15 protein-coding genes are annotated in these 19,521 nt (G+C 40.2%); 7 read left to right on the top strand and 8 right to left on the bottom strand.

Features of this window, described 5'->3' with window-relative positions; translation table 11 throughout:
* Window positions 1–900: 900 nt before the first annotated feature.
* Window positions 901–2,502 (bottom strand): isocitrate lyase, encoded by a 1,602-nt coding sequence (locus H5090_RS19985; protein WP_002959200.1) that lies wholly within the window; start codon window positions 2,500–2,502, stop codon window positions 901–903.
* 239 nt (window positions 2,503–2,741) lie between these two features.
* Here H5090_RS19985 and H5090_RS19980 point away from each other — a divergent pair, with 239 nt between their 5' ends.
* Window positions 2,742–4,931: a malate synthase G gene (locus H5090_RS19980; RefSeq protein WP_182696567.1), complete on the top strand. Its 2,190-nt coding sequence runs from the start codon at window positions 2,742–2,744 to the stop codon at window positions 4,929–4,931.
* A 210-nt stretch (window positions 4,932–5,141) separates the two neighbouring features.
* Here the strand turns inward: H5090_RS19980 and H5090_RS19975 are convergent, their stop codons facing one another.
* The 4 genes from H5090_RS19975 to H5090_RS19960 all read right to left on the bottom strand — a co-directional run bounded on the left by H5090_RS19975 (window position 5,142) and on the right by H5090_RS19960 (window position 9,893).
* Window positions 5,142–5,867: a YebC/PmpR family DNA-binding transcriptional regulator gene (locus tag H5090_RS19975; protein ID WP_002959197.1), complete on the bottom strand. Its 726-nt coding sequence runs from the start codon at window positions 5,865–5,867 to the stop codon at window positions 5,142–5,144.
* 145 nt (window positions 5,868–6,012) lie between these two features.
* Window positions 6,013–6,630, bottom strand: coding sequence for an HAD family hydrolase (locus H5090_RS19970; protein ID WP_182696566.1), 618 nt, complete (start codon window positions 6,628–6,630; stop codon window positions 6,013–6,015).
* Window positions 6,631–6,951: 321 nt separating this feature from the next.
* Entirely contained in the window at window positions 6,952–7,446 is a 495-nt protein-coding gene (locus tag H5090_RS19965) for a DUF6702 family protein (RefSeq protein ID WP_165723789.1), read from the bottom strand.
* Entirely contained in the window at window positions 7,446–9,893 is a 2,448-nt protein-coding gene (locus H5090_RS19960) for a M1 family metallopeptidase (protein ID WP_182696565.1), read from the bottom strand. Before H5090_RS19960 ends, H5090_RS19965 begins: the two co-directional genes overlap by 1 nt.
* 579 nt (window positions 9,894–10,472) lie before the next feature.
* On the opposite strand from H5090_RS19960, the gene H5090_RS19955 reads away from it, so the two are divergent.
* From H5090_RS19955 to H5090_RS19935, 5 genes are all read left to right on the top strand, one after another.
* Window positions 10,473–10,709, top strand: a complete 237-nt coding sequence (locus tag H5090_RS19955; RefSeq protein WP_002959190.1) for a hypothetical protein — start codon at window positions 10,473–10,475, stop codon at window positions 10,707–10,709.
* Between the two features lie 78 nt (window positions 10,710–10,787).
* On the top strand, window positions 10,788–12,035 hold the full coding sequence (locus H5090_RS19950; protein WP_182696564.1) for an exonuclease SbcCD subunit D C-terminal domain-containing protein: 1,248 nt from the start codon (window positions 10,788–10,790) through the stop codon (window positions 12,033–12,035).
* Window positions 12,032–15,682: an AAA family ATPase gene (locus tag H5090_RS19945; RefSeq protein WP_182696563.1), complete on the top strand. Its 3,651-nt coding sequence runs from the start codon at window positions 12,032–12,034 to the stop codon at window positions 15,680–15,682. The genes H5090_RS19950 and H5090_RS19945 overlap by 4 nt, the downstream gene beginning before the upstream one ends.
* Before the next feature lie 28 nt (window positions 15,683–15,710).
* Window positions 15,711–16,370, top strand: coding sequence for a class I SAM-dependent methyltransferase (locus H5090_RS19940; RefSeq protein WP_182696562.1), 660 nt, complete (start codon window positions 15,711–15,713; stop codon window positions 16,368–16,370).
* Between the two features lie 167 nt (window positions 16,371–16,537).
* Complete coding sequence (locus H5090_RS19935; protein ID WP_182692390.1) at window positions 16,538–17,002, top strand: hypothetical protein; 465 nt, start codon at window positions 16,538–16,540, stop codon at window positions 17,000–17,002.
* A gap of 96 nt (window positions 17,003–17,098) precedes the next feature.
* Here the strand turns inward: H5090_RS19935 and H5090_RS19930 are convergent, their stop codons facing one another.
* Genes H5090_RS19930 through H5090_RS19920 form a run of 3 tightly spaced genes read right to left on the bottom strand, consistent with a single transcriptional unit; the run spans window position 17,099 to window position 18,525 of the window.
* Window positions 17,099–17,491: an ACT domain-containing protein gene (locus tag H5090_RS19930; RefSeq protein WP_182692389.1), complete on the bottom strand. Its 393-nt coding sequence runs from the start codon at window positions 17,489–17,491 to the stop codon at window positions 17,099–17,101.
* A 19-nt stretch (window positions 17,492–17,510) separates the two neighbouring features.
* On the bottom strand, window positions 17,511–18,068 hold the full coding sequence (locus tag H5090_RS19925) for a DUF6942 family protein (protein WP_182696561.1): 558 nt from the start codon (window positions 18,066–18,068) through the stop codon (window positions 17,511–17,513).
* 1 nt (window position 18,069) lies between these two features.
* Complete coding sequence (locus H5090_RS19920) at window positions 18,070–18,525, bottom strand: YaiI/YqxD family protein (RefSeq protein WP_002959175.1); 456 nt, start codon at window positions 18,523–18,525, stop codon at window positions 18,070–18,072.
* A 130-nt stretch (window positions 18,526–18,655) separates the two neighbouring features.
* Here H5090_RS19920 and H5090_RS19915 point away from each other — a divergent pair, with 130 nt between their 5' ends.
* Entirely contained in the window at window positions 18,656–19,186 is a 531-nt protein-coding gene (locus H5090_RS19915) for a lipocalin family protein (protein WP_182696560.1), read from the top strand.
* Window positions 19,187–19,521 lie beyond the last annotated feature (335 nt).

Raw genomic sequence — 19,521 nt, 5'->3', positions numbered from 1 at the left:
CCAAGCGCACAGGGCGTGCATCTGTGAAAGTGTTATGGCAAGGATGGCTTAAGTTACAAGCCATCCTGGAAGGCTACGATTTAGCAAAATCTCTTGAGTCAGACTTGTGATCAAGAGACAGCTTTAAATAAGTGGCTTTTGTATTTATCGCCGTAGTATTCAAACTGTAAACCCCCTTTACACTTCTGTGACAGTTAAATATCGGACTTAGCTAAAACTTCAGTTAGTAAAATTTCGGTTTATAGCATTTTTTGTAACTTGAGTTGGTAAAAAATCGGTTTGAGTCACTGTTTATAACCTCTCAGTTAGTAAAATTTTGTTTTATAGCAACGAGAAGTTAGTAAAAAATCGGTTTATAAATTATCTTCGTTTGCCTATTTAAGCAAAAATCAGTCACTTATCAGCCTTTTAAAGTTGTTGTAAACGCTTTTTACAGCAAAATCACCCCAAATATGCCGTTTTATGAAAGGTTAGTTAAACTCTGATCTGTAAATTCACTCAGGTAGTTAAATAGTGATCCAACATGATTTGGCAAGGGCGTGTTGAACTTTGGTGGGTTAATTTGCAGCAGTATGTTTGGTTTTTAGGCAAGGCGGAGCTTATGTAGTGTGGTTATTCCCCATGAATAGGCGATAACGTAGCATAAATACCAAACATGCGCTGCCCTTTGGGTTCTTTCTAGGGACGATAAACTCTTTGTTGCTCGGTTTTTACTTAGCCCACTAGGTTACAAACCTCGCGCCGCGATTTAATCGCCCCTAGTTTGAACAAATTTCAATCCACAAAGATCAACACGCCCTAGTTAAAGTCTGATCTGTAATTATGCTTAAATGTTCTAACTTTATTTAAAACAATAAAAAAGGGCCTATTGGCCCTTGAGTAACACTATCTAGTTAGGAATTAAAACTGGTTCATGGTGTTATCTTCACCACCGGCTTTTAGCGCGTTATCACCAGAGAAGTATTCTTTGTGCGTATCGCCCATGTTAGACCCTGCTAGGTCTTGGTGTTTAACAGAAGCTTGCTCACGGCGAATTTCTTGGCGTTGTACATCACGCACGTAAGCCAGCATACCCATATCGCCAAAGTAACCTTCTGATAAAATATCAGTGCTTAGCGCAGCTGTATGGTACGTAGGCAGAGTAATTAAGTGATGGAAAATACCTGCTTCACGTGCGCCATCGCGCTGGAAGTTTTGCACTAGTAAATCGGCTGCTTGTGCAAGCTCTGTTGCATCCATCTCTGGTGCCATAAGGCCTTTATTATCGCCAAGGCTTGGGTAAGCACTAAGGTCACGGCCTGCTTCTTCCCACTCTTGATATACTTGCTCACGAAATTTAAGCGTCCAGTTAAACGAAGGCGAGTTGTTGTATACCAGTTTTGCATTTGGCACGTGTTCTTTTACACGATTCACCAGTTCTGCAATTTGTTTAACATGTGGTTTTTCTGTTTCAATCCACAGTAAATCAGCGCCCGACTGCAAGCTAGTAATACAGTCTAATACTACGCGGTCTTTTTCAGTGCCTTCGCGGAACTGGTATAAACCGTTATCTAGGCGAGTTGGTTTACATAACTGGCCATTAATTTTCATTGCCGTGTCGCCTTCATTTAAGTCATCAACACCGTTAATGGGCGTGGTTTCTAAAAATGCATTGTATTGGCTTGCTAAGTCTCCTGGTGTTTGCGACACAGGTACCTTTTGCGTAAGGCTGGCACCCAATGAATCTGTACGTGCAACAATAATACCGTTATCAATACCTAGCTCTAAAAAGGCGTAACGTACTGCGTTAATTTTTGCTAAAAAATCTTCGTGTGGAACGGTCACTTTACCCGCTTGGTGACCACATTGTTTGGCGTCAGATACTTGATTTTCTATTTGAATGGCACACGCACCGGCTTCAATCATTTTTTTAGCCAGTAAGTAAGTTGCTTCCTCGTTACCAAAACCTGCGTCAATATCAGCAATAATTGGCACAACATGGGTTTCAAAGTTGTCTATTTTATCAATAACAGCTTGAACATCGCCGCCGTTCGCTTTTGCTTCATCTAGGTCGTTAAACAAGTGGTCTAGTTCACGTGCATCAGCTTGCTTTAAAAACGTGTAAATTTCTTCAATTAGCGCAGGTACCGATGTTTTTTCATGCATGCTTTGATCTGGCAGCGGACCAAATGCAGAGCGGAGCGCTGCAACCATCCAGCCACTTAAGTATACATAGCTGCGTTTAGTTGTTTTTTGATGGCGCTTAATAGCCATCATCATTTGCTGGGCTGTAAAGCCATGCCAACAGCCTAAAGATTGGGTGTACTGGCTTGTGTCGGCGTCATATGCAGCCATATCTTCACGCATTACGTCTGCTGTGTATTGCGCAATTTCAATCCCTGTACGAAATCGGTTTTGTAAACGCATACGGCTTGCGTATTCAGGGTTAATAGCTTTCCATGCGCTGCCTTGTGTTTGGCAAAGAGTAGAGAGTGTGTCTGTTTCGCGTTGATATGTTGTCATAATAAAATCCTTCGAACGAGTGTGTAAATTATTTTAATGTTGTGAGAGTGGCTAGGACTGTGTTCCGTAGCGCTTAATTCAACATTAGGCTCCTTTTCTAGATTTAGTAAATTTATAGTTGTTATTGTGGCTATACATTTTGTGAATAGCTAAAAAGCACTCAACATTGCCTTTTTGAGTTATTGTTGCCTTACGCACAAGCACACAACAACATCGCGACCGTTTAAAGGAAGGCAACTATGTCCCACACTCTCACACATTCAGGACTCAGCGTAGATACACAACTCGCTGATTTCGTTAAAAATCAATTGCTACCAGGCACTCACTTAAGTGAGTCACAATTTTGGCAAAGTTTTGCACATATCGTTCAAACACTTACCCCTATTAATAAGGCACTGCTTGAAAAGCGAGAGCTGCTTCAACAGCAAATAGACGACTACCATCTTGCTAATAAAACCTGGGATAGCGCTAAATATCAAGCCTTTTTGCAAGATATTGGTTACTTAGTAAAAGAGCCTGCCAACTTCGAAATTGAAACCCAAAATGTAGAGCCCGAAGTGGCCCTTACAGCAGGCCCTCAGTTAGTTGTGCCTGTAAGTAATGCACGCTTTGCACTTAATGCCGCTAACGCACGCTGGGGCTCGTTATACGACGCTTTATATGGTACTGATGTGTTAAGCGAAGATGACGGGGCTGAAAAAGGCAATACCTACAACCCTGTTCGTGGTTTTAAGGTAATGGCCTACGCTCGCCAGTTTTTAGATAAAGCATTGCCGCTGACCAATGGCTCGCATATAGAAAGCACGAATTACTCAGTAGTAGATGGCGCACTTTTAATTACCTTGCGTGACAGCTCTCAAACCACATTAGCTAACCCATCTCAGCTTATTGGCTATCAAGGAGAAGCACAAAACCCAACTGTAGTGTTATTAAAAAACAATGACTTACACATAGAGCTACATATCGATCACCACCACATTATTGGCCAAGCTGATAAGGCTGGTTTAAAAGATGTAGTGCTAGAGGCCGCTCTTACCACCATTATGGATTGTGAAGATTCAGTAGCTGCGGTAGATGCAGAAGATAAAGTACAAGTTTATAAAAATTGGCTTGGGTTGATGCAAGGTAACTTAGTTGAATCGTTTAAAAAAGGCGATAAAACTGTTGAGCGTACCCTGCAAAGTGATAAAACATACACCGCACTTGATGGCGGCACCGTTACTTTAAAAGGCCGTAGCATGATGTTTGTAAGAAACGTTGGCCATTTAATGACGAACCCTGCTATTACCGATGTGTTTAATCAACCGGTGTTTGAAGGCATTATGGATGCGATGTTTACAGCCACTGCTGCCCTGCACGACCTAAATAAAAAAACAGGTATCAAAAACTCAAGCGCGCAAAGTATTAATATAGTAAAACCAAAAATGCATGGCCCTGAAGAGGTAGCGTTTACTAACACTTTATTTAGTTTAGTAGAAGAAGCGCTAAGCTTACCTAAAAACACGCTTAAAATGGGTATTATGGATGAAGAACGCCGCACTTCTGTAAACCTAAAAGCGTGTATTTATGCAGCTAAAGAGCGTGTTGTATTTATTAATACTGGATTTTTAGATAGAACAGGCGATGAAATTCATACCTCTATGCAAGCGGGCGTTGTACTTCCAAAAGCACAGATTAAGCAGCAACCATGGATACAAGCTTATGAGGATCGCAACGTCGATATTGGCCTTGCTTGTGGCTTAAGTCATAAAGCACAAATAGGTAAAGGCATGTGGCCAATGCCAGATAAAATGGCATTAATGATGGAGCAAAAACAAGCGCACCCTAAATCAGGCGCTAATACAGCATGGGTGCCCTCCCCTACAGCCGCTACCCTGCATGCAATGCATTATCACGATATAAACGTATTTACCGAGCAGCAAAGTATAGCTAAACGCACTATTGCGAGTCTTAATGACCTGCTTACACCGCCGCTAATGGCAGACCCTAAAACGCTTTCAAAAGAAGATATTCAAAGTGAGCTAGAAAATAACGCACAAGGTATTTTAGGTTACGTTGTACGTTGGATTGATCAAGGCGTAGGCTGCTCAAAAGTACCTGACATTAACCATATAGGTTTAATGGAAGACAGAGCCACACTGCGTATTTCAAGCCAGCATATGGCTAATTGGCTGCTAAATGGCGTGTGCTCACAGGCGCAAATAAAATCAACCATGGCTAAAATGGCCAAAGTGGTTGATGGACAAAACGAGCATGACACTGCGTATACACCTATGGCAACAAGCGAAGAAACCCTTAATAACAGCATTGCCTATCAAGCCGCTACGGCATTAGTTTTAGAGGGCGTAACGCAACCTAGTGGGTACACTGAACCACTACTACATAGCTACCGTATAAAATATAAAGCACAAAAATCGAATACGCTTTAACTGCTTAATCAAAGTTAAAATTAAGTACTAAACCAGCTTTAAAGCTGGTTTTTTATCGCCTAAAATTAGAATAACAGCACTTTTAAGGCATTTTAAAAATATATATTCAAATAAGCATAATACACATGAATATCTAACATTTATTTAAACGTAAAAAAGCGTGTTTTGCATACACAAAACACGCTTTTTAAAGCTTTTAACCGTTTGCGTTTAATTTTTTACAATGGCATTGTGATAAATATTTTGTACATCGTCACAATCTTCAAGCATATTTATAAACTTATCAAAGTTAGCAATAACTTCTTCGTCTTCAATTTCAATATTAACTTGAGGAATAAACGTAATTTCGTCTACTTCAAAGTTAATGCCTTCAAATGCGTCTTCAAGGGCAGTTTTAGCTTTAAAGTATTCTGTTGGCGGTGCAAATACTGATATTTTACCATCCTCGGCTTCAACATCGCTTACATCAACATCAGCCATCATTAATGCTTCTAATACGACTTCATCGTCATCGCCTGCAAAGCCAAGTACCGCATAATGATCAAACATATGCGCTACACAGCCAGGAGTACCAATTTTTGAGTCTGTTTTAGTAAATGGTAAACGTACATCTTTGATAGTACGGTTCGGATTGTCAGTTAAACAGTCAACAATAACCATGCAGTTACCAGGGCCATAGCCTTCATAACGGGCAACAGAGTAATCTTCTCCTGCGCCACCGGCTGCTTTTTCAATTGCTTTTTCGATAACGTGTGCGGGTACTTGGTCTTTTTTAGCTTTTTCGATTAGACGGCGAAGTGTTTGGTTTACTTCGGGATCGGGATCACCACTTTTTGCTGCAACGTAAATCTCTTTGCCGTACTTTGAGTTTACTTTTGTTTTTGCATTGGCTGTTTTGATCATAGAACTTTGACGAACTACAAATGCTCTGCCCATTTTGTGCCCCTAATGAATACGTTACGTTTTGCGGTATTTTACCAATTCAAAACGTATTGGGCTAGCTCCGCAATGGGCAAAACTTGATTAATAAAAACTTTTATAACTACATACTCATTTCAGAATAAATCAAATGGCATGCTATTTAACATAACTCTATTTTTTCAGAATAACTCTCAACTAATGTCACTAATTCAACAAAGTCATGTAAAACGTAATCTGCCTGATCGGCATAAGCAGGCGTTGACTCTGGAGCGTATAAACACGCGCGCATATTTGCATTGTGCGCAGCTTGAATGTCGTAAAGGTAATCGCCTACATAAAGTAAATTTCTGGCATTAATGTTCCAAAGTGTAGCAATGGCATTTAAAGCGCTGGGATCTGGCTTTGCTGGGGCATCGCTTCGCGTTAAAACTGTGCTGATAGGGAGTGGATTCTTTTGTAATTTCATTGCCGCTGCTTTATCAAAATTGCGAGTAACAATCGCCATCGGAATATTTTTAGACTTTAAAGCATGAATAGCTTCACTCACACCAGGTAATATACTGGCATGTTGTGCATCTATTAATTCGTGTTGGTGAACTATATTCATTGCCTCTTCACGCATATACGGTGAGGGCAACTGAGCAATGTAATCAAGCAAGTCTTGCTCGCAAGGGCAACCTATTTGGGCCTTTATTAATGCAAAATCTAATTCTGATGAAACCAATGTTCCATCTAAATCAAAAATCACTCCAAAAATAGCCTCAACCTGAGTAGTCATATCATTCCCTGAATTTAGTTATTACTAAATAAAATTTAAACATAAAATTCTCTACTGCTTATGCCCAAGCCAGTTATAGCTAAAGGGATAAATGAAACTAACTATATTTAAATTATTTATTTGCACTGCTATCAATCTATTGATAATACAGTAAATATAATTGGTAGTTGTAGCATGCGCAAAAAATGGTAAATATACAAATTGAACTACCAATTTTTACGTAAATTTACATATACCAGATCAAAAATGAACGCAGTTTAAACGTATGAAGAAAACGCGCACATTAACTGCAGTGCGCGTTGGTTGGGGAAGTTTTAACTGTTAATTTTGCTCAAAGCGGGCTTCGAGCCAAGTATCATCTTGTGCAAAGTTTAAAGTTTTAATCTTACCTTTGCCCTCAACGTTTACCATATTTACCTGAGATGGCCATAAATCACGAAGCGCGCCATTGCTCATTTTAATTCCTTCAATGTTTTCAGGAATTGGTGCTTCTTGGTAAACCCAAAAAAACTTACCATCAACTTGTGCTCCCACAAAGTTAAGTGGTAAAGGTTCACCACTTAATGTTTGTAGAGCAACATGCGATTCAACATATTTAGCAAAACGTTGCTGATCGGCTTTATTGCTAATAATATCGATTTTGCCTTCAAATAATGTTCCTACGGCATGTTCGGTATCATGTAAATAAAAGCGGTGCATTAACTCAACATTATGCGTTCGTTTATTAAAAAGTACGGTTGTAACTGACGACTTTAGTTGATGCGCCATACTTGGCGCAGCAACTAAAAGGCAAACAATAATAAGCAAAAAGCGCATTATTGCTGCTCCTCACCGTCATCCTTTTCGTCTTTCTTCTCATCAGTTTTAAGCTCAGTTTTAATATCTTGCATGATATCGCGACTTACTTTAGCTTTACTCTTTTCCTTTTTAAACACTTCAATACGTGAAGGAATAATACGACGAGGGTAGTTATTATTTTCAATATCTACATCCGCAGTTTCCCAATTAGGATCTACAGTAACTGATACAAGCGGTTTGTTTTTATCGGTAACAATTAGCTTTTGAACATTTTTATAATTACGACGCCAAATTTCAGCAGGAATATAACGCTCTTCAGTCGTGCCATCTTCATATGTTAGCTCAAGTAATATAGGCATTACCAAACCACCAAGGTTTGAAAATTCCATAACGTAGTAGTTTTTATCTTCTTCTAAAGCACGTTCAAGCGTTTTACGCTCCCACGGCTCTAAGCCTTTTAAAAACTTATTGTACGAGTTACGTTCTTTATTGGTTACAGTAAAGCGGTCGTTTTCGTCATAAAAATCGGTAACATCAGGGTTTTGCTCAACCCATGTTTTTTTACCTTCGGCGCGGTTACGCTCAACAAATAATGACGTAGGCTTGTCTGCTTCAATATCACGTAAACGGCTGTAATCAATATCAGGGTTTTTAGTGTCTAAACGTAGTTGATACACTTTATCTAAAGAGATATCAACATGGTCTGTGGTGTAAAACCAGCCACGCCAAAACCAATCTAAATCAACACCAGAGGCTTCTTCCATTGTACGGAAAAAATCAGCTGGAGTAGGGCGCTTGTATTTCCAGCGCTGAGCATACTCTTTAAATGCAAAGTCGAATAAGTCACGGCCTAAAATTACTTCACGTAAAATATTAAGGGCTGCGGCAGGTTTAGTATAAGCATTAGGGCCTAAACGTAATACGCTGTCTGACTGAGTCATAATTGGTACTTGGACTTCTGACTTCATGTAGCTCACTATATCGCGAGGCTCAACACCCCAAGGAATAGTAGGATCCCATTCACGACCAGCAACACCATCTAAAAAGCTGTTTAAGCCTTCATCCATCCACGTCCATTGGCGCTCATCTGAGTTCACAATCATCGGAAAGTAAATATGACCCACTTCATGAATAACTACGCCAAGTAAAAAGCGCTTTTCAGCCTGAGAATACGTACGAGTACCGTCATCTTGTAACTTAGTACGCGGACCGTTAAAGGTGATCATTGGGTATTCCATACCACCAACTGGGCCGTTAACCGACTGTGCAGTTGGGTACGGGTAATCAAAAGAATACTTAGAGTACACTTCCATTGTGTGTACTACCGCTTCAGTTGAGTACTTTTTCCATAAGTCACCACCTTCTTTAGGGAAGAACGACATTGCCATAACTAAAGGCTGAACGTCACCACCTTGTTGATAACCTTTTGCATCCCACATAAACTTACGAGACGACGCCCAAGCAAAGTCACGAACATTCTGTGCTTTAAAGTGCCACGTTTTAGTTTTGTCGGTGCCTTCTTTTTCGTTTTCTAGCGCTTCTTCTGCGTTAACAATAAACACAGGACGCTTAGATGTTTCAGCTTGCTTTAAACGTTTGCGCTGAGTACTTGTAAGTACTTTGCTCGCGTTATCAAGCTTACCTGTTGCCGATACAATGTGATCTGCCGGAACAGTAATCTCAACATCGTAATCACCAAACTCAAGCGTAAACTCACCAGAGCCTAAAAATGGCTTGTTTGTCCATGCTTCGTAATCGGTATAAGCCGCTAAGCGAGGGAACCACTGAGCAATTAAGAATATGTCGTTGCCATCTTCTTCAAAGTGCTCGTAACCAGAACGTGCACCTACAGCATCTTCTTCAACAATGTTGAAGGCAAAGTTCATGCTAAATTCTACTTCTTTACCTGGTTTTAATGGCTCGTTTAAATCAATACGCATTAAAGTATCAACTACAGTTACGCGTAGCTCTTTACCATCGTCATCCTTTACGCCACTGATTGTATAACCCAGTTCGTTGTCGCTCATAAATTGCTGACGGCGTAAGTCACCTAAACTTAATTTAGCAGGCTTTTGAGCTGGTAGGCTTTCTAAAGTGCTTTTAAACGTTTTAGTTGTTTCGGCAATTGAATCGCTTTTAAAAATATTTTGATCTAACTGTAACCATAAATATTTAAGTGTATGCGGAGAGTTATTTTTATATTCAATGCTTTGGCTACCGGTAATACGGTGCTTTTTTTCATCTAGCTTTACATCAATATCGTAGTTTACACGTTGCTGCCAGTATCTTTCACCTGGTTCGCCAGCGGCACTACGATAAACGTTGGGTGTAGGAAGCGCTTCGTCTAATTGACGAAATTTATCAACAAAAGAACCTTTTGTTTGCTCAACCGAAGACGCCATAACCGCACTAGATATTGCCAAAGGCAATACAAAAGCACTTAGCGTAAGACCTATTTTTTTCATTGTTAGTCCTAATATAATTTTGTGAGCATACTTTGACAAATATACCAGTTAGCTTCAATAAATTAGCGACCAAGTACCGTATTTTTAGGGTGACGTTCACTTAGTTTATTAGATTGAAAAGTACAATTATTTTGTAACAAAATACGAATAAATAAAAACTGTAAAGGGGCTTTACAAAAGTGGGTTTTAATAATGGTTTTGAGCTGTTAAATACAAGTTTTAGAGCTTGAAAAAAGCACATTAATTTTACCTACTTTGCTAAAAAAGTATTGCTTTAACATTATCAGGTAAACCAATAATCCTATGTATAAGTGTCTCAAATTTCCAACAAGTAAAATGAGCTAAAAGCCCACTCTACTGAACAAAAATACAGTGAAAACAGCTGAATTATTGGCTCAAATATTGCCGAACTTCCTTAATGTTCGCTATTTTTACGATAAATGATAAATAGTGCAATTTTAGGTTGATCTTTAGTGCAGTTTATATTTAAAATCGCCAACCTTTTTATTTGAGGCAAATAAATTCGTCACATTTATCCTCAAATTAATATCGATTACTAGCAAGAAATGCGGTGGGCTTATGGATTTTTACATCCTAAAAAAACAACAAGAACTAATTGCGATTCCAGCAAGTGAGAATAACTGTAAGCAGTATCTCGATTCGGGTTATTTTTATATCGATAAAGTAGCAGCGTGCAACGAAACTAATGCATTAAAGGCGCTACACGCAAAACAAACTAAAACGTTAAAAATTCCATTATTAATGGCACTTTTAGCATTACCGGTTGTTTTTTCAGCTTGGTACAGTTTAACCTAAGGTAATACACGGCTTGGGCTTGCATCTTTAACTGCCTTGGGTATATTGGCGCTCTTACGGTTTAATTAAGAGCGCGACATGAAAGTCCTCCACACCTCAGATTGGCACCTTGGCCAACAATTCTACGAACACGACCGCCGTGTTGAGCATCAAGCCTTTTTTACATGGTTATTAGCCACTCTTGTTGAACAACAAATAGACTTACTTTTAGTTGCTGGCGATATTTATCATACCGCGACTCCAAGCGCTAGCGCCGAAAATCAGCTTTACCAATTTATTAAAGACGCCAAAAAGGCATCCCCACAATTACACGTAGTAATTATTGCGGGTAACCACGACTCTGCAAATCGTATTTTGGCAGCTCAGCCATTACTAGCGCAATTTGATACGCACGTAGTAGGGCGCTTTGATGTCGCGACACCCGATGAAACTGTTATTACCATAAATACCAATGGTAAACGCGCTGTAATCGTCGCTATGCCATTTTTACGTGTAAGCGATGTAAGTTTACTTAGCCAAACCGAAAGCGGCCCTAGTTATGCTCAAGGCGTTGCAAAAGCTTATGAACTTGCATTAGAGCAAGCTACTAATATAAACGAGCAAAACTCACCATTAATAGTTATGGGGCATTTACACGCAAAAGGCGGGGATATCTCAAGTGATTCTGAGCGTAACTTAGTAATAGGTGGTGAGGAGTCTATTTCAGCCAATGTATTTGGTAAACAAGCCAACTATGTTGCCCTTGGGCACTTACACAAAGCGCAACAAGTCGCTAAAAGCGATATTATTCGCTACAGCGGCACACCTATACCTATGTCGTTTTCAGAACGTAACTACACGCACCAAGTAAATGTTGTTGAGTTTATTACTGATGAAAAACAACATATTAGTACAACTGTAAACCCCCTTTACATTCCGCGCTCTGCCGATGTAATTGTTTTACCAAAAGGGGAGTGTGTGCCATTAAGCGAACTATGCGAGCAAATTAAAGCGCTCGACACTGCACAAAATACAATAGCGCCTTATTTACGTGTAAAGCTTAAATCAAGCGATACCGACACTACCTTCAGAGAACAAATAGAACAAGCACTTGAAGGCAAGCATATTAAATTTTGTGGTATTGAACGTGTACGTGAGCAATCGACTCAAAATGACGACAACACCGTATTTGAAGATTTAAGCGAAGTTGAAATGCTCAACCCGCTTAACTTATTAGAACAAGCATTTGCAAACGATAAAGATATGGCAGGGCAAAGCGTACCCGATGAGCTAAAAGCACTTTTAAGTGATGTGATAAACGAGCTTACGGAGCAAGAACAACTATGAAAATAACCGCAGTTCGTATTCATAATTTAGCCTCAATAGTTGATGCTGAAATAGACTTTACTCAAGCCCCATTAAAAGATGCAGGCTTATTTGCAATAACAGGCGATACCGGCGCTGGTAAAAGTACCTTTTTAGATGCGATTTGTTTAGCGCTTTATACTAAAACAGCGAGGCTACGCGGCGATAAAGGTAACTTAATTGAATTTAACGGCGACAGCATTAAGCTAAATGATGCGCGAAACTTACTACGCAGAGGTACGTGGGAAGGCTACGCCGAGGTCGACTTTTTAGGGCAAGATAAACAGCTTTATCGTGCGCGCTATACAATTGCACGCACCCATAAAAAAGTAACAGGCAAACTTAAAGTAGCAGAGCACACTTTATTAACCCTGCCAGACGAAACCCTTATAGCTGACAAAAGCCACACAATAAAAGAAGTTGAGAGCAAAATAGGGCTTAACTTTGAGCAGTTCTCCCGTGCCGTACTTTTAGCGCAACATGAGTTTGCTGCATTTTTAAAAGCCACTGGCGATGAGCGAGCGCAGCTTTTAGAGTGTTTAACAGGCACTGATAAATTTAGCCGTATTGGCGTGCGTATTTTTGAGCGCCATAAAGAGCAAGTGGCAAAGCTTGAAGCGCTTAAAGCAGGCCTTGAAAGCTATACCTTATTAACACCAGAAGAACTCGAGTTACAACAAACCAAGTTAACCGATTTAAAAGCGCAAACCGAACACACTAAAAAAGAGCTGACCAAAACCGAAAAAGCACTTAACTGGTATCAGCAAGCTACAGTGCTTGAGCAAAATTTACTGCAGGCACAGCAAACCCAGCAACAAGCAAGCTCAGCGCTTGAAAGTATCGTTGTTCAAAGCGAGCAAGCAAAACAAGCTAAACAAACGCTTGAAATAAAAGATAACCGCAGCCGTTTTACTCAATTAACCGATCAAAATACGGCGTTAGATCAGCAAATAACATCGCTTAAAAGTGTTGATCATTTAGCGGTAATTAACGAGCGTAACACCGCGCTTGCTAAGCATACTGAGCTACTTAATAACGCCAATGAGCAAAAACAAAATGCAGCGCCCGTTATAGCAAAAGCGAGAGAGCTCGACAGCAGCATTGCTTTGCAAACTCAAGCTGTAAAAGGCGCAGAGTCGCAAATAATCAAAGAGCAAACTCAACTTGATGAGCTCAATCAGCAGCTTAAACAAAGCAATAACGAGCTAGAACTCGCTAATACCGACTCAACTAAAAGCCAGCAATGGCTTAGTGAGCATGCACAGCTGCACGTTTTAGCAAAAGACTGGAGCTACTATCAGCAAAGCTTTAATACCTACTTAAATGCACAGCAGCAATTAACTGCAAACCTTGCACAAAGCCAAACTCTTAATACCGAGCTTGCAGGTCAGAGCAAGCATTTAAATACACAAAGTAATAAAGTGCAGGAGTGCGAGGCGTTACTTACGAGCGAGCAGTCAGCTTTGCAGGTTTTAAATACTCAGCTTAATGAATTTAATGCAGAGCACTGCGACGCGCAGCTAAAAAGTATTGATTACTTAAAGGAGCAGCGAGAGCGCTATAAGCAATTTAACGCAGAGCTAAAACAAAGCACTCAACGCCAGCAAGTGCTCAATCAGCAGCTAAATGAAAGCCAGCAAGCCCATGCTTTACTTAATCAGCATTTAATAACCAGCGAGCAAGCACTTAAAGGCAGCGAGTACGCACTTAACCAAGCGCGCTTAAGAGCCAGCGAAAACGTAGAGCATTTACGCACTGAGCTTCGCCCTAATGAGCCTTGTTTAGTGTGCGGCGCAACGGAGCATCCGTATGCGGTAAATCAAAATCAGCAATTAAATAACTTAATTACTGATTTTGAAAATGCTTTTAATACCGCTAAAAAGCAATTTGACCATGCACAAAGCGAGCTGCATAAACATCAAACTCAACATGCTGTATTAACTGCTGAACACGGACAACTTGAGCAAATAATACAAACAGCAAAAGCCAAACAGCTCGACATGAAAAATACCATGCAAGGTGCACGTAGTGAGCTTAACGACTTAACGCCTGATCAGCTTGAAGTAACTTATAAGCAATTAACGCAGCAAAAAGCGCAATACTTTGAGCAACAAAAACGCCAACGCACACTGCAAACCAAAGTAAACGAGCTACAAGCAGCACTTAAAGCAGAGCAGCAAGTACAGCAGCAACTGAGTAATAAACACCTTGAGCTTACACACCAGCAAAACCAGTTAACGAGTAAGCATAGCGAGCTTAGTGCACAAATTAACGAGCTGGGTACAACACTCAATAATCAATTTGAAAACAGTGATTTTTGGCTGCAACTACAAGCCAATACGCTTGAACTTAGCGATCTGAGCGAGCAGGTTACGCAGTATCAGCAAACTCAAATGCAACTTGAGCAAAGCCAAAAGCGCCAAGACACAGCTAGTGAGCAAATAAAGCAGCTTACCCCGCTTGTTAGTAAAAGCGAGCAATCGTTAAAAGCACTTAATGAAGAGTTTGTAAAAGCTAAAGAGCTATTAGACGCTGTACAAAGTGAGCGCTCAGCTTTATTTAATAATGAGCAAATAAGCGCAGACGACTACCAAGCAAAACTCACAAGTGAGCAAGAGCAAAAACAATCGCAGGTTCAAGCGAGCCAAAAAGCCTATGACGACGCGATAAAACAACGAGATGAGCACGCTATAACGCTTAAAAATGTGGAGCAACGCTTACTTGAAAACAGCCAAGAACTAGCAACACTTGAGGCACGTTATAACCAGTGGTTTGCTGACTTTAAAGCGCAATACAGCGACGTAACGCACGAACAGATCAAAATTTTACTAACGCTAAGTAGCGAGACTATTAAAGCGCATTTAAATCAACACGAGCAGTTAACTCAAGCGTTAACAGATGCAAATGCCGCATTAAAACAGCAGCAACTTACGCTTGAAAAACACAACAGTAGCGATAAGCCAACACAAAGTGCAGAGGCTTTAAGTACGCAATTAAGCAGCTTAAATGAGCAACAAACGCAGCTGCAAAATTCATTACTAGCAACTAATACCGCTATTGAGCAACACAACCAAAACGCAAAGGCGCTTGAAGGCAAACAAGCTGAGTTAACTACGCTTAAAGCACAGGTAGAGCAGTGGCACTTGCTTAATAAAGTATTGGGCGATGCAACGGGTAAAACCATGCGTAACTTAGCACAAACACAAACGTTAAAAATATTACTGCACTATGCCAACAGCCATTTAAAAACACTCAACAAACGCTACGAATTAACCGCCATAGCGCAAACGCTCGACATTGCAATTATCGACCGCGACATGGCCGACGAGCAACGCTCTGTTAATACGCTCTCGGGCGGTGAGTCATTTTTAATATCGCTAGCGCTTGCACTTGGTTTAGCATCGCTTTCGTCTAACAAAGTACAAATCAATTCTTTGTTTATTGACGAAGGGTTTGGTACGTTAGATAGCGAAACCCTAAGCATTGCAATGGACGCTTTGGATTCTTTGCAAGCACAAGGCAGAAAAGTAGGCGTTATATCGCACGTAACACAAATGAGCGAGCGTGTAGCCACTCAAGTGCATGTAGCCAAAAAGCCAGGTGGATATTCCACAGTTGAAGTTTTATAAGCAACATTACTGAAAACAAGGAGATACAATGCCAACGTTTACAGGCGAGCAAGCAACACAATACGATAGCCGCATAACCCGTTTAGTGCCTGGTTATGAATTATTACATCAGCTCACTAATGCGCAACTACAAGCAACGCTGAGCGACAATGCACATATTTTGGTAGTAGGGGCAGGCACAGGCAAAGAAGTACTTGCACTGGCTGGACTAAACCCTACGTGGCAATTTACTGCGCAAGATACATCAGCCGATATGCTTGCTATCGCACAGCAGCAATTTGATGAGCAAGGCATAACAAGCCGCGTAGATGTACATAATGGCCCCGTTGATAAGTTATCGGTTAAAGCCGATGCCGTTTTATGTTTACTAGTAATGCATTTTTTAGAAGATAACGGCGATAAAAAAGAGTTATTAAAAGCGATTAAAGGAAGCCTTAAAAAAGACGCCAACCTTTATATTGCAGATTTAATGCGCCCCGAAACTTCTTTTGAGCGCGAAGCCCAGCTTACAACTTGCGCGCAATTGGGTTTAACCGAAACAGGTAAAACACAAACAGGGCACGACTTAGAAAATGAGTTTTACCCGCTTGATAGAATGCGCTTTAGCGAACTACTAAACGAGTGCAAATTTGGCATTCCGAAGCTGTATTTTAAAGCACTAGGCTTTAGCGGATATGTAATAAAATAGTTTTAAATTTAAGTAATATAGCCACATAAACACCGAGTAAGCTTACTCGGTGTTTTATTTTATACATACATTTACAACTTCTCACAGCTGCATACAAAGCACATACATATTTTTTATGTTTTAAGATTTACTATTTCTATATCAACATAAGCAAATAGAGAATCAACATGAAAAAATCGTTAATTGCTGTTTTACTCCTCTCGGGTTGCGCATCACAAGGTGTTGACCGTAACGATCAAAATCAAATAATTAAACGCTATTACGCCTCGGTAGAATCTATGCAACGTGTCACACTCTCATCAGAAGTGGGTACAGGCATAGCCGCAGGAGCTGGTTTTGGGTTTGTAGATAGCTTAGATGGCAATACAGAAGAAATGATAGGTGGGGCAATAATCGGCGGGTTAGTTGGAGGGTTATTTACCGCATTGTTTGAAGGCGGCAACGATGCATATCAGTATAATCTATACGCTGCCAGCGAAGGTGAATTTACCGTAATTCAAAAACAAAAACTCGATCAAAACACTCAATGCGTAGTAGTAAATGCCGGTAAAAAAATTAAGCTTGAGCCAGTAGATAAACAATACTGCGAAAATAGTCCAAATGTGTACAAAAAAGCTGATGTTGCTCTATAGCAATATCAGCTTTTGTATTGTTGTAGGTCGGTTAAGCGAAGCGCCACCCGACGATCTAATATCCACATCACTCAAATCGTTGTTGTGCCAGCAATCCTAACCAATCTCACAAAGCGCTTTCATCGCGGCTTGTGCTTTGTCTGTTTGTACAAAAATATGGTCGTGATAAAACGCAGCTACCACATTAGCGCTAATGCCATGCTCAGTTAGCTTTGCAGATACCGCAGCTGTTAGCCCAACGGCCTCTAAGCTTGAATGTACGTTAAGGGTAATTAAATTATATTTACCCTCGTAAGTAATACCTGCTTTGTCAGCAGTTTCAGCTTTTAAAATAAGGGTTAGCCCTTCTTCTTCAACATAAGTAGCAAGTGGCTCTAAATGAGCATAATCGGCAAGTGAGCCTGCTAAGCAACAAAAAATATACTCGCCTTGCTTAAGCGCTGGCTGCATTGATTTTAATAATTCGTTTAACTCTAAAATTCCGGCCATGGTCGTTCCTTACAATGTGTTATTTTTTTAGCTGCGCGACTAGCTCGCTTAACCTCGCAATTTTTATATTACTTAATTGCCTGTAATCAAAATATGGGCACACAATAATGTTGTTACTGGTGTCTATTGCAAACTCGTCATCGAGCCAATCAAATTGTGCATGCAACTTACCTTGTTGTAATAAGTTTTTAGCGTGCGTACGCCCAGCAATTATGTGTAGCTGATTTTGATTGCTAGTAGCTTTATCTGCGCAAGTAATAGTAGTGTCAGGCGCGCTAAATAGCAGGGCGGTTTTACTATTTTTTTGCAGTAAATACTCATCGCGATATTGTTGCCAAGTAGGGGCTTGTTTAGCAAATGAATAATGCTCACTTGGCAGGGAAAATAGCACTTTGGCGTAAACGTTAAACACTTTGCGCCAACCATTACCACAGTACTGGTTTATGGTATTTATTTGCTCATTTATAACCGGTTCTAGGCATTTAAGTGTTTCAAAAAACGGCATGGGCGGCGCTTTTGCTACGTATACCGCCACGCTAAATTGCGTATCACCTAAGCCAACTAATTGGGTATTCAAGTTAGTTAGCCTTGTTTTGCGCTAAAATACGGTCGAGGTTATTTGCAAAGTTTTGGCGATCGGTTTGGCTAAGTGGCGGCGGCCCACCACTCATTTCTACGCCGCTTGAGCGCATGGTATCCATAAAGTCGCGCACGTTAAGTATTGAGCGGATATTCTCGGTGGTATAAAGCTCGCCACGTGGGTTGAGTGCTTGCCCGCCGTTATCAATTACTTCACTTGCTAGCGGAATATCGCCTGTAATAACTAAATCGCCTTTTTCAACACGTTTTACTATTTCGTCGTCGGCTACATCAAATCCCGACGATACTTGAACGCGGCTTATGTATTTTGACGGCGGAATACGCATTGCGTGATTCGCTACTAAAATAGTCTCGATTTTCATACGCTCTGCAGCTCTAAAAAGTATTTCTTTTATAACAACAGGACACGCGTCTGCATCTACCCAAATTTTCATGCTATGGTCATTTTTATTGCTTTAGAATTAATACGATCCTATAGCAAATTTTTTTAATCGGCTAGCAAACTTTATATCCATCTATATTTAGATAATACGTACGATTTATGTAATTAAAAAAGGAGCTTACATGAAGGCTATTAAATACGGTTTACTTATTACAGGGTTATTTTTTCTTAGTGCCTGCACCAGCCCTCCTGAGGGAATAACACCCGTTAAAAACTTTGATATACAAAAATATAAAGGCAAATGGTTTGAAATAGCGCGTCTTAATCACTCATTCGAAGAAGGGATGGAGCAAGTTACCGCGACTTATTCAATTAACGACGACGGCACAGTAAAGGTCCTTAACAAAGGGTATTTAACGGATGATAAAAAATGGGATGACGCCGAAGGCTTAGCCAAGTTTGTTAAGGGCACCGACACAGGGCATTTTAAAGTCTCGTTTTTTGGTCCATTTTATGGCGCTTACGTGATTTTTGAACTTGACCAACCCGATTATCAATATGCATTTATAACCAGTTACAACAAAGATTACTTGTGGTTTTTGTCGCGTACACCAACGGTTAGCAAAGAGCTTAAAGAACACTTTTTAACTAAAGCTAAAGAGTTGGGCTTTGCTACCGATGAAATAATTTGGGTAAACCAAGAGACTATGTAAAGGGGGTTTACAGTTAGTTATATACGTTTTTAAAGTAGTAATAAAAGAGTCACCTAACCGTAAAGTAACTTAAATATATTATGGTTATATTGTGTGTACTTGCCGTGAGACAGCAAGTATTGGAAACACTGAATATCCCCTATTGTTGGCAAGCTATATAGCTTGCCATTTTTTTTGCCTAGGGCGTGTTGATCTTTGTGGATTGAAATCTGTTCAATCTAGGGGCGATTAAATCGCGGCGCGAGGTTTGTAACCTAGTGGGCTAAGTAAAAACCGAGCAACAAAGAGTTAATCGTCCCTAGAAAGAACCCAAAGGGCAGCGCATGTTTGGTATT

The sequence above is a fragment of the Pseudoalteromonas sp. SR43-5 genome, from assembly GCF_014163835.1.
Classification (GTDB): Bacteria; Pseudomonadota; Gammaproteobacteria; order Enterobacterales; family Alteromonadaceae; genus Pseudoalteromonas; species Pseudoalteromonas distincta.
The sequence above is the reverse complement of the archived record's forward strand: the minus strand, read 5'-3'. Positions and strand labels throughout refer to the sequence as shown.

What these genes read in the sequence shown, in the direction of transcription:
- H5090_RS19955 (WP_002959190.1), top strand. Translation starts at nt 10,473, where the DNA reads ATGGATTTTTACATCCTAAAAAAACAACAAGAACTAATTGCGATTCCA.
- H5090_RS19935 (WP_182692390.1), top strand. Translation starts at nt 16,538, where the DNA reads ATGAAAAAATCGTTAATTGCTGTTTTACTCCTCTCGGGTTGCGCATCA.
- H5090_RS19940 (WP_182696562.1), top strand. Translation starts at nt 15,711, where the DNA reads ATGCCAACGTTTACAGGCGAGCAAGCAACACAATACGATAGCCGCATA.
- H5090_RS19950 (WP_182696564.1), top strand. Translation starts at nt 10,788, where the DNA reads ATGAAAGTCCTCCACACCTCAGATTGGCACCTTGGCCAACAATTCTAC.
- H5090_RS19920 (WP_002959175.1), bottom strand. Translation starts at nt 18,525, where the DNA reads ATGAAAATTTGGGTAGATGCAGACGCGTGTCCTGTTGTTATAAAAGAA.
- H5090_RS19965 (WP_165723789.1), bottom strand. Translation starts at nt 7,446, where the DNA reads ATGCGCTTTTTGCTTATTATTGTTTGCCTTTTAGTTGCTGCGCCAAGT.
- H5090_RS19945 (WP_182696563.1), top strand. Translation starts at nt 12,032, where the DNA reads ATGAAAATAACCGCAGTTCGTATTCATAATTTAGCCTCAATAGTTGAT.
- H5090_RS19980 (WP_182696567.1), top strand. Translation starts at nt 2,742, where the DNA reads ATGTCCCACACTCTCACACATTCAGGACTCAGCGTAGATACACAACTC.
- H5090_RS19960 (WP_182696565.1), bottom strand. Translation starts at nt 9,893, where the DNA reads ATGAAAAAAATAGGTCTTACGCTAAGTGCTTTTGTATTGCCTTTGGCA.
- H5090_RS19915 (WP_182696560.1), top strand. Translation starts at nt 18,656, where the DNA reads ATGAAGGCTATTAAATACGGTTTACTTATTACAGGGTTATTTTTTCTT.
- H5090_RS19975 (WP_002959197.1), bottom strand. Translation starts at nt 5,867, where the DNA reads ATGGGCAGAGCATTTGTAGTTCGTCAAAGTTCTATGATCAAAACAGCC.
- H5090_RS19930 (WP_182692389.1), bottom strand. Translation starts at nt 17,491, where the DNA reads ATGGCCGGAATTTTAGAGTTAAACGAATTATTAAAATCAATGCAGCCA.
- H5090_RS19985 (WP_002959200.1), bottom strand. Translation starts at nt 2,502, where the DNA reads ATGACAACATATCAACGCGAAACAGACACACTCTCTACTCTTTGCCAA.
- H5090_RS19970 (WP_182696566.1), bottom strand. Translation starts at nt 6,630, where the DNA reads ATGACTACTCAGGTTGAGGCTATTTTTGGAGTGATTTTTGATTTAGAT.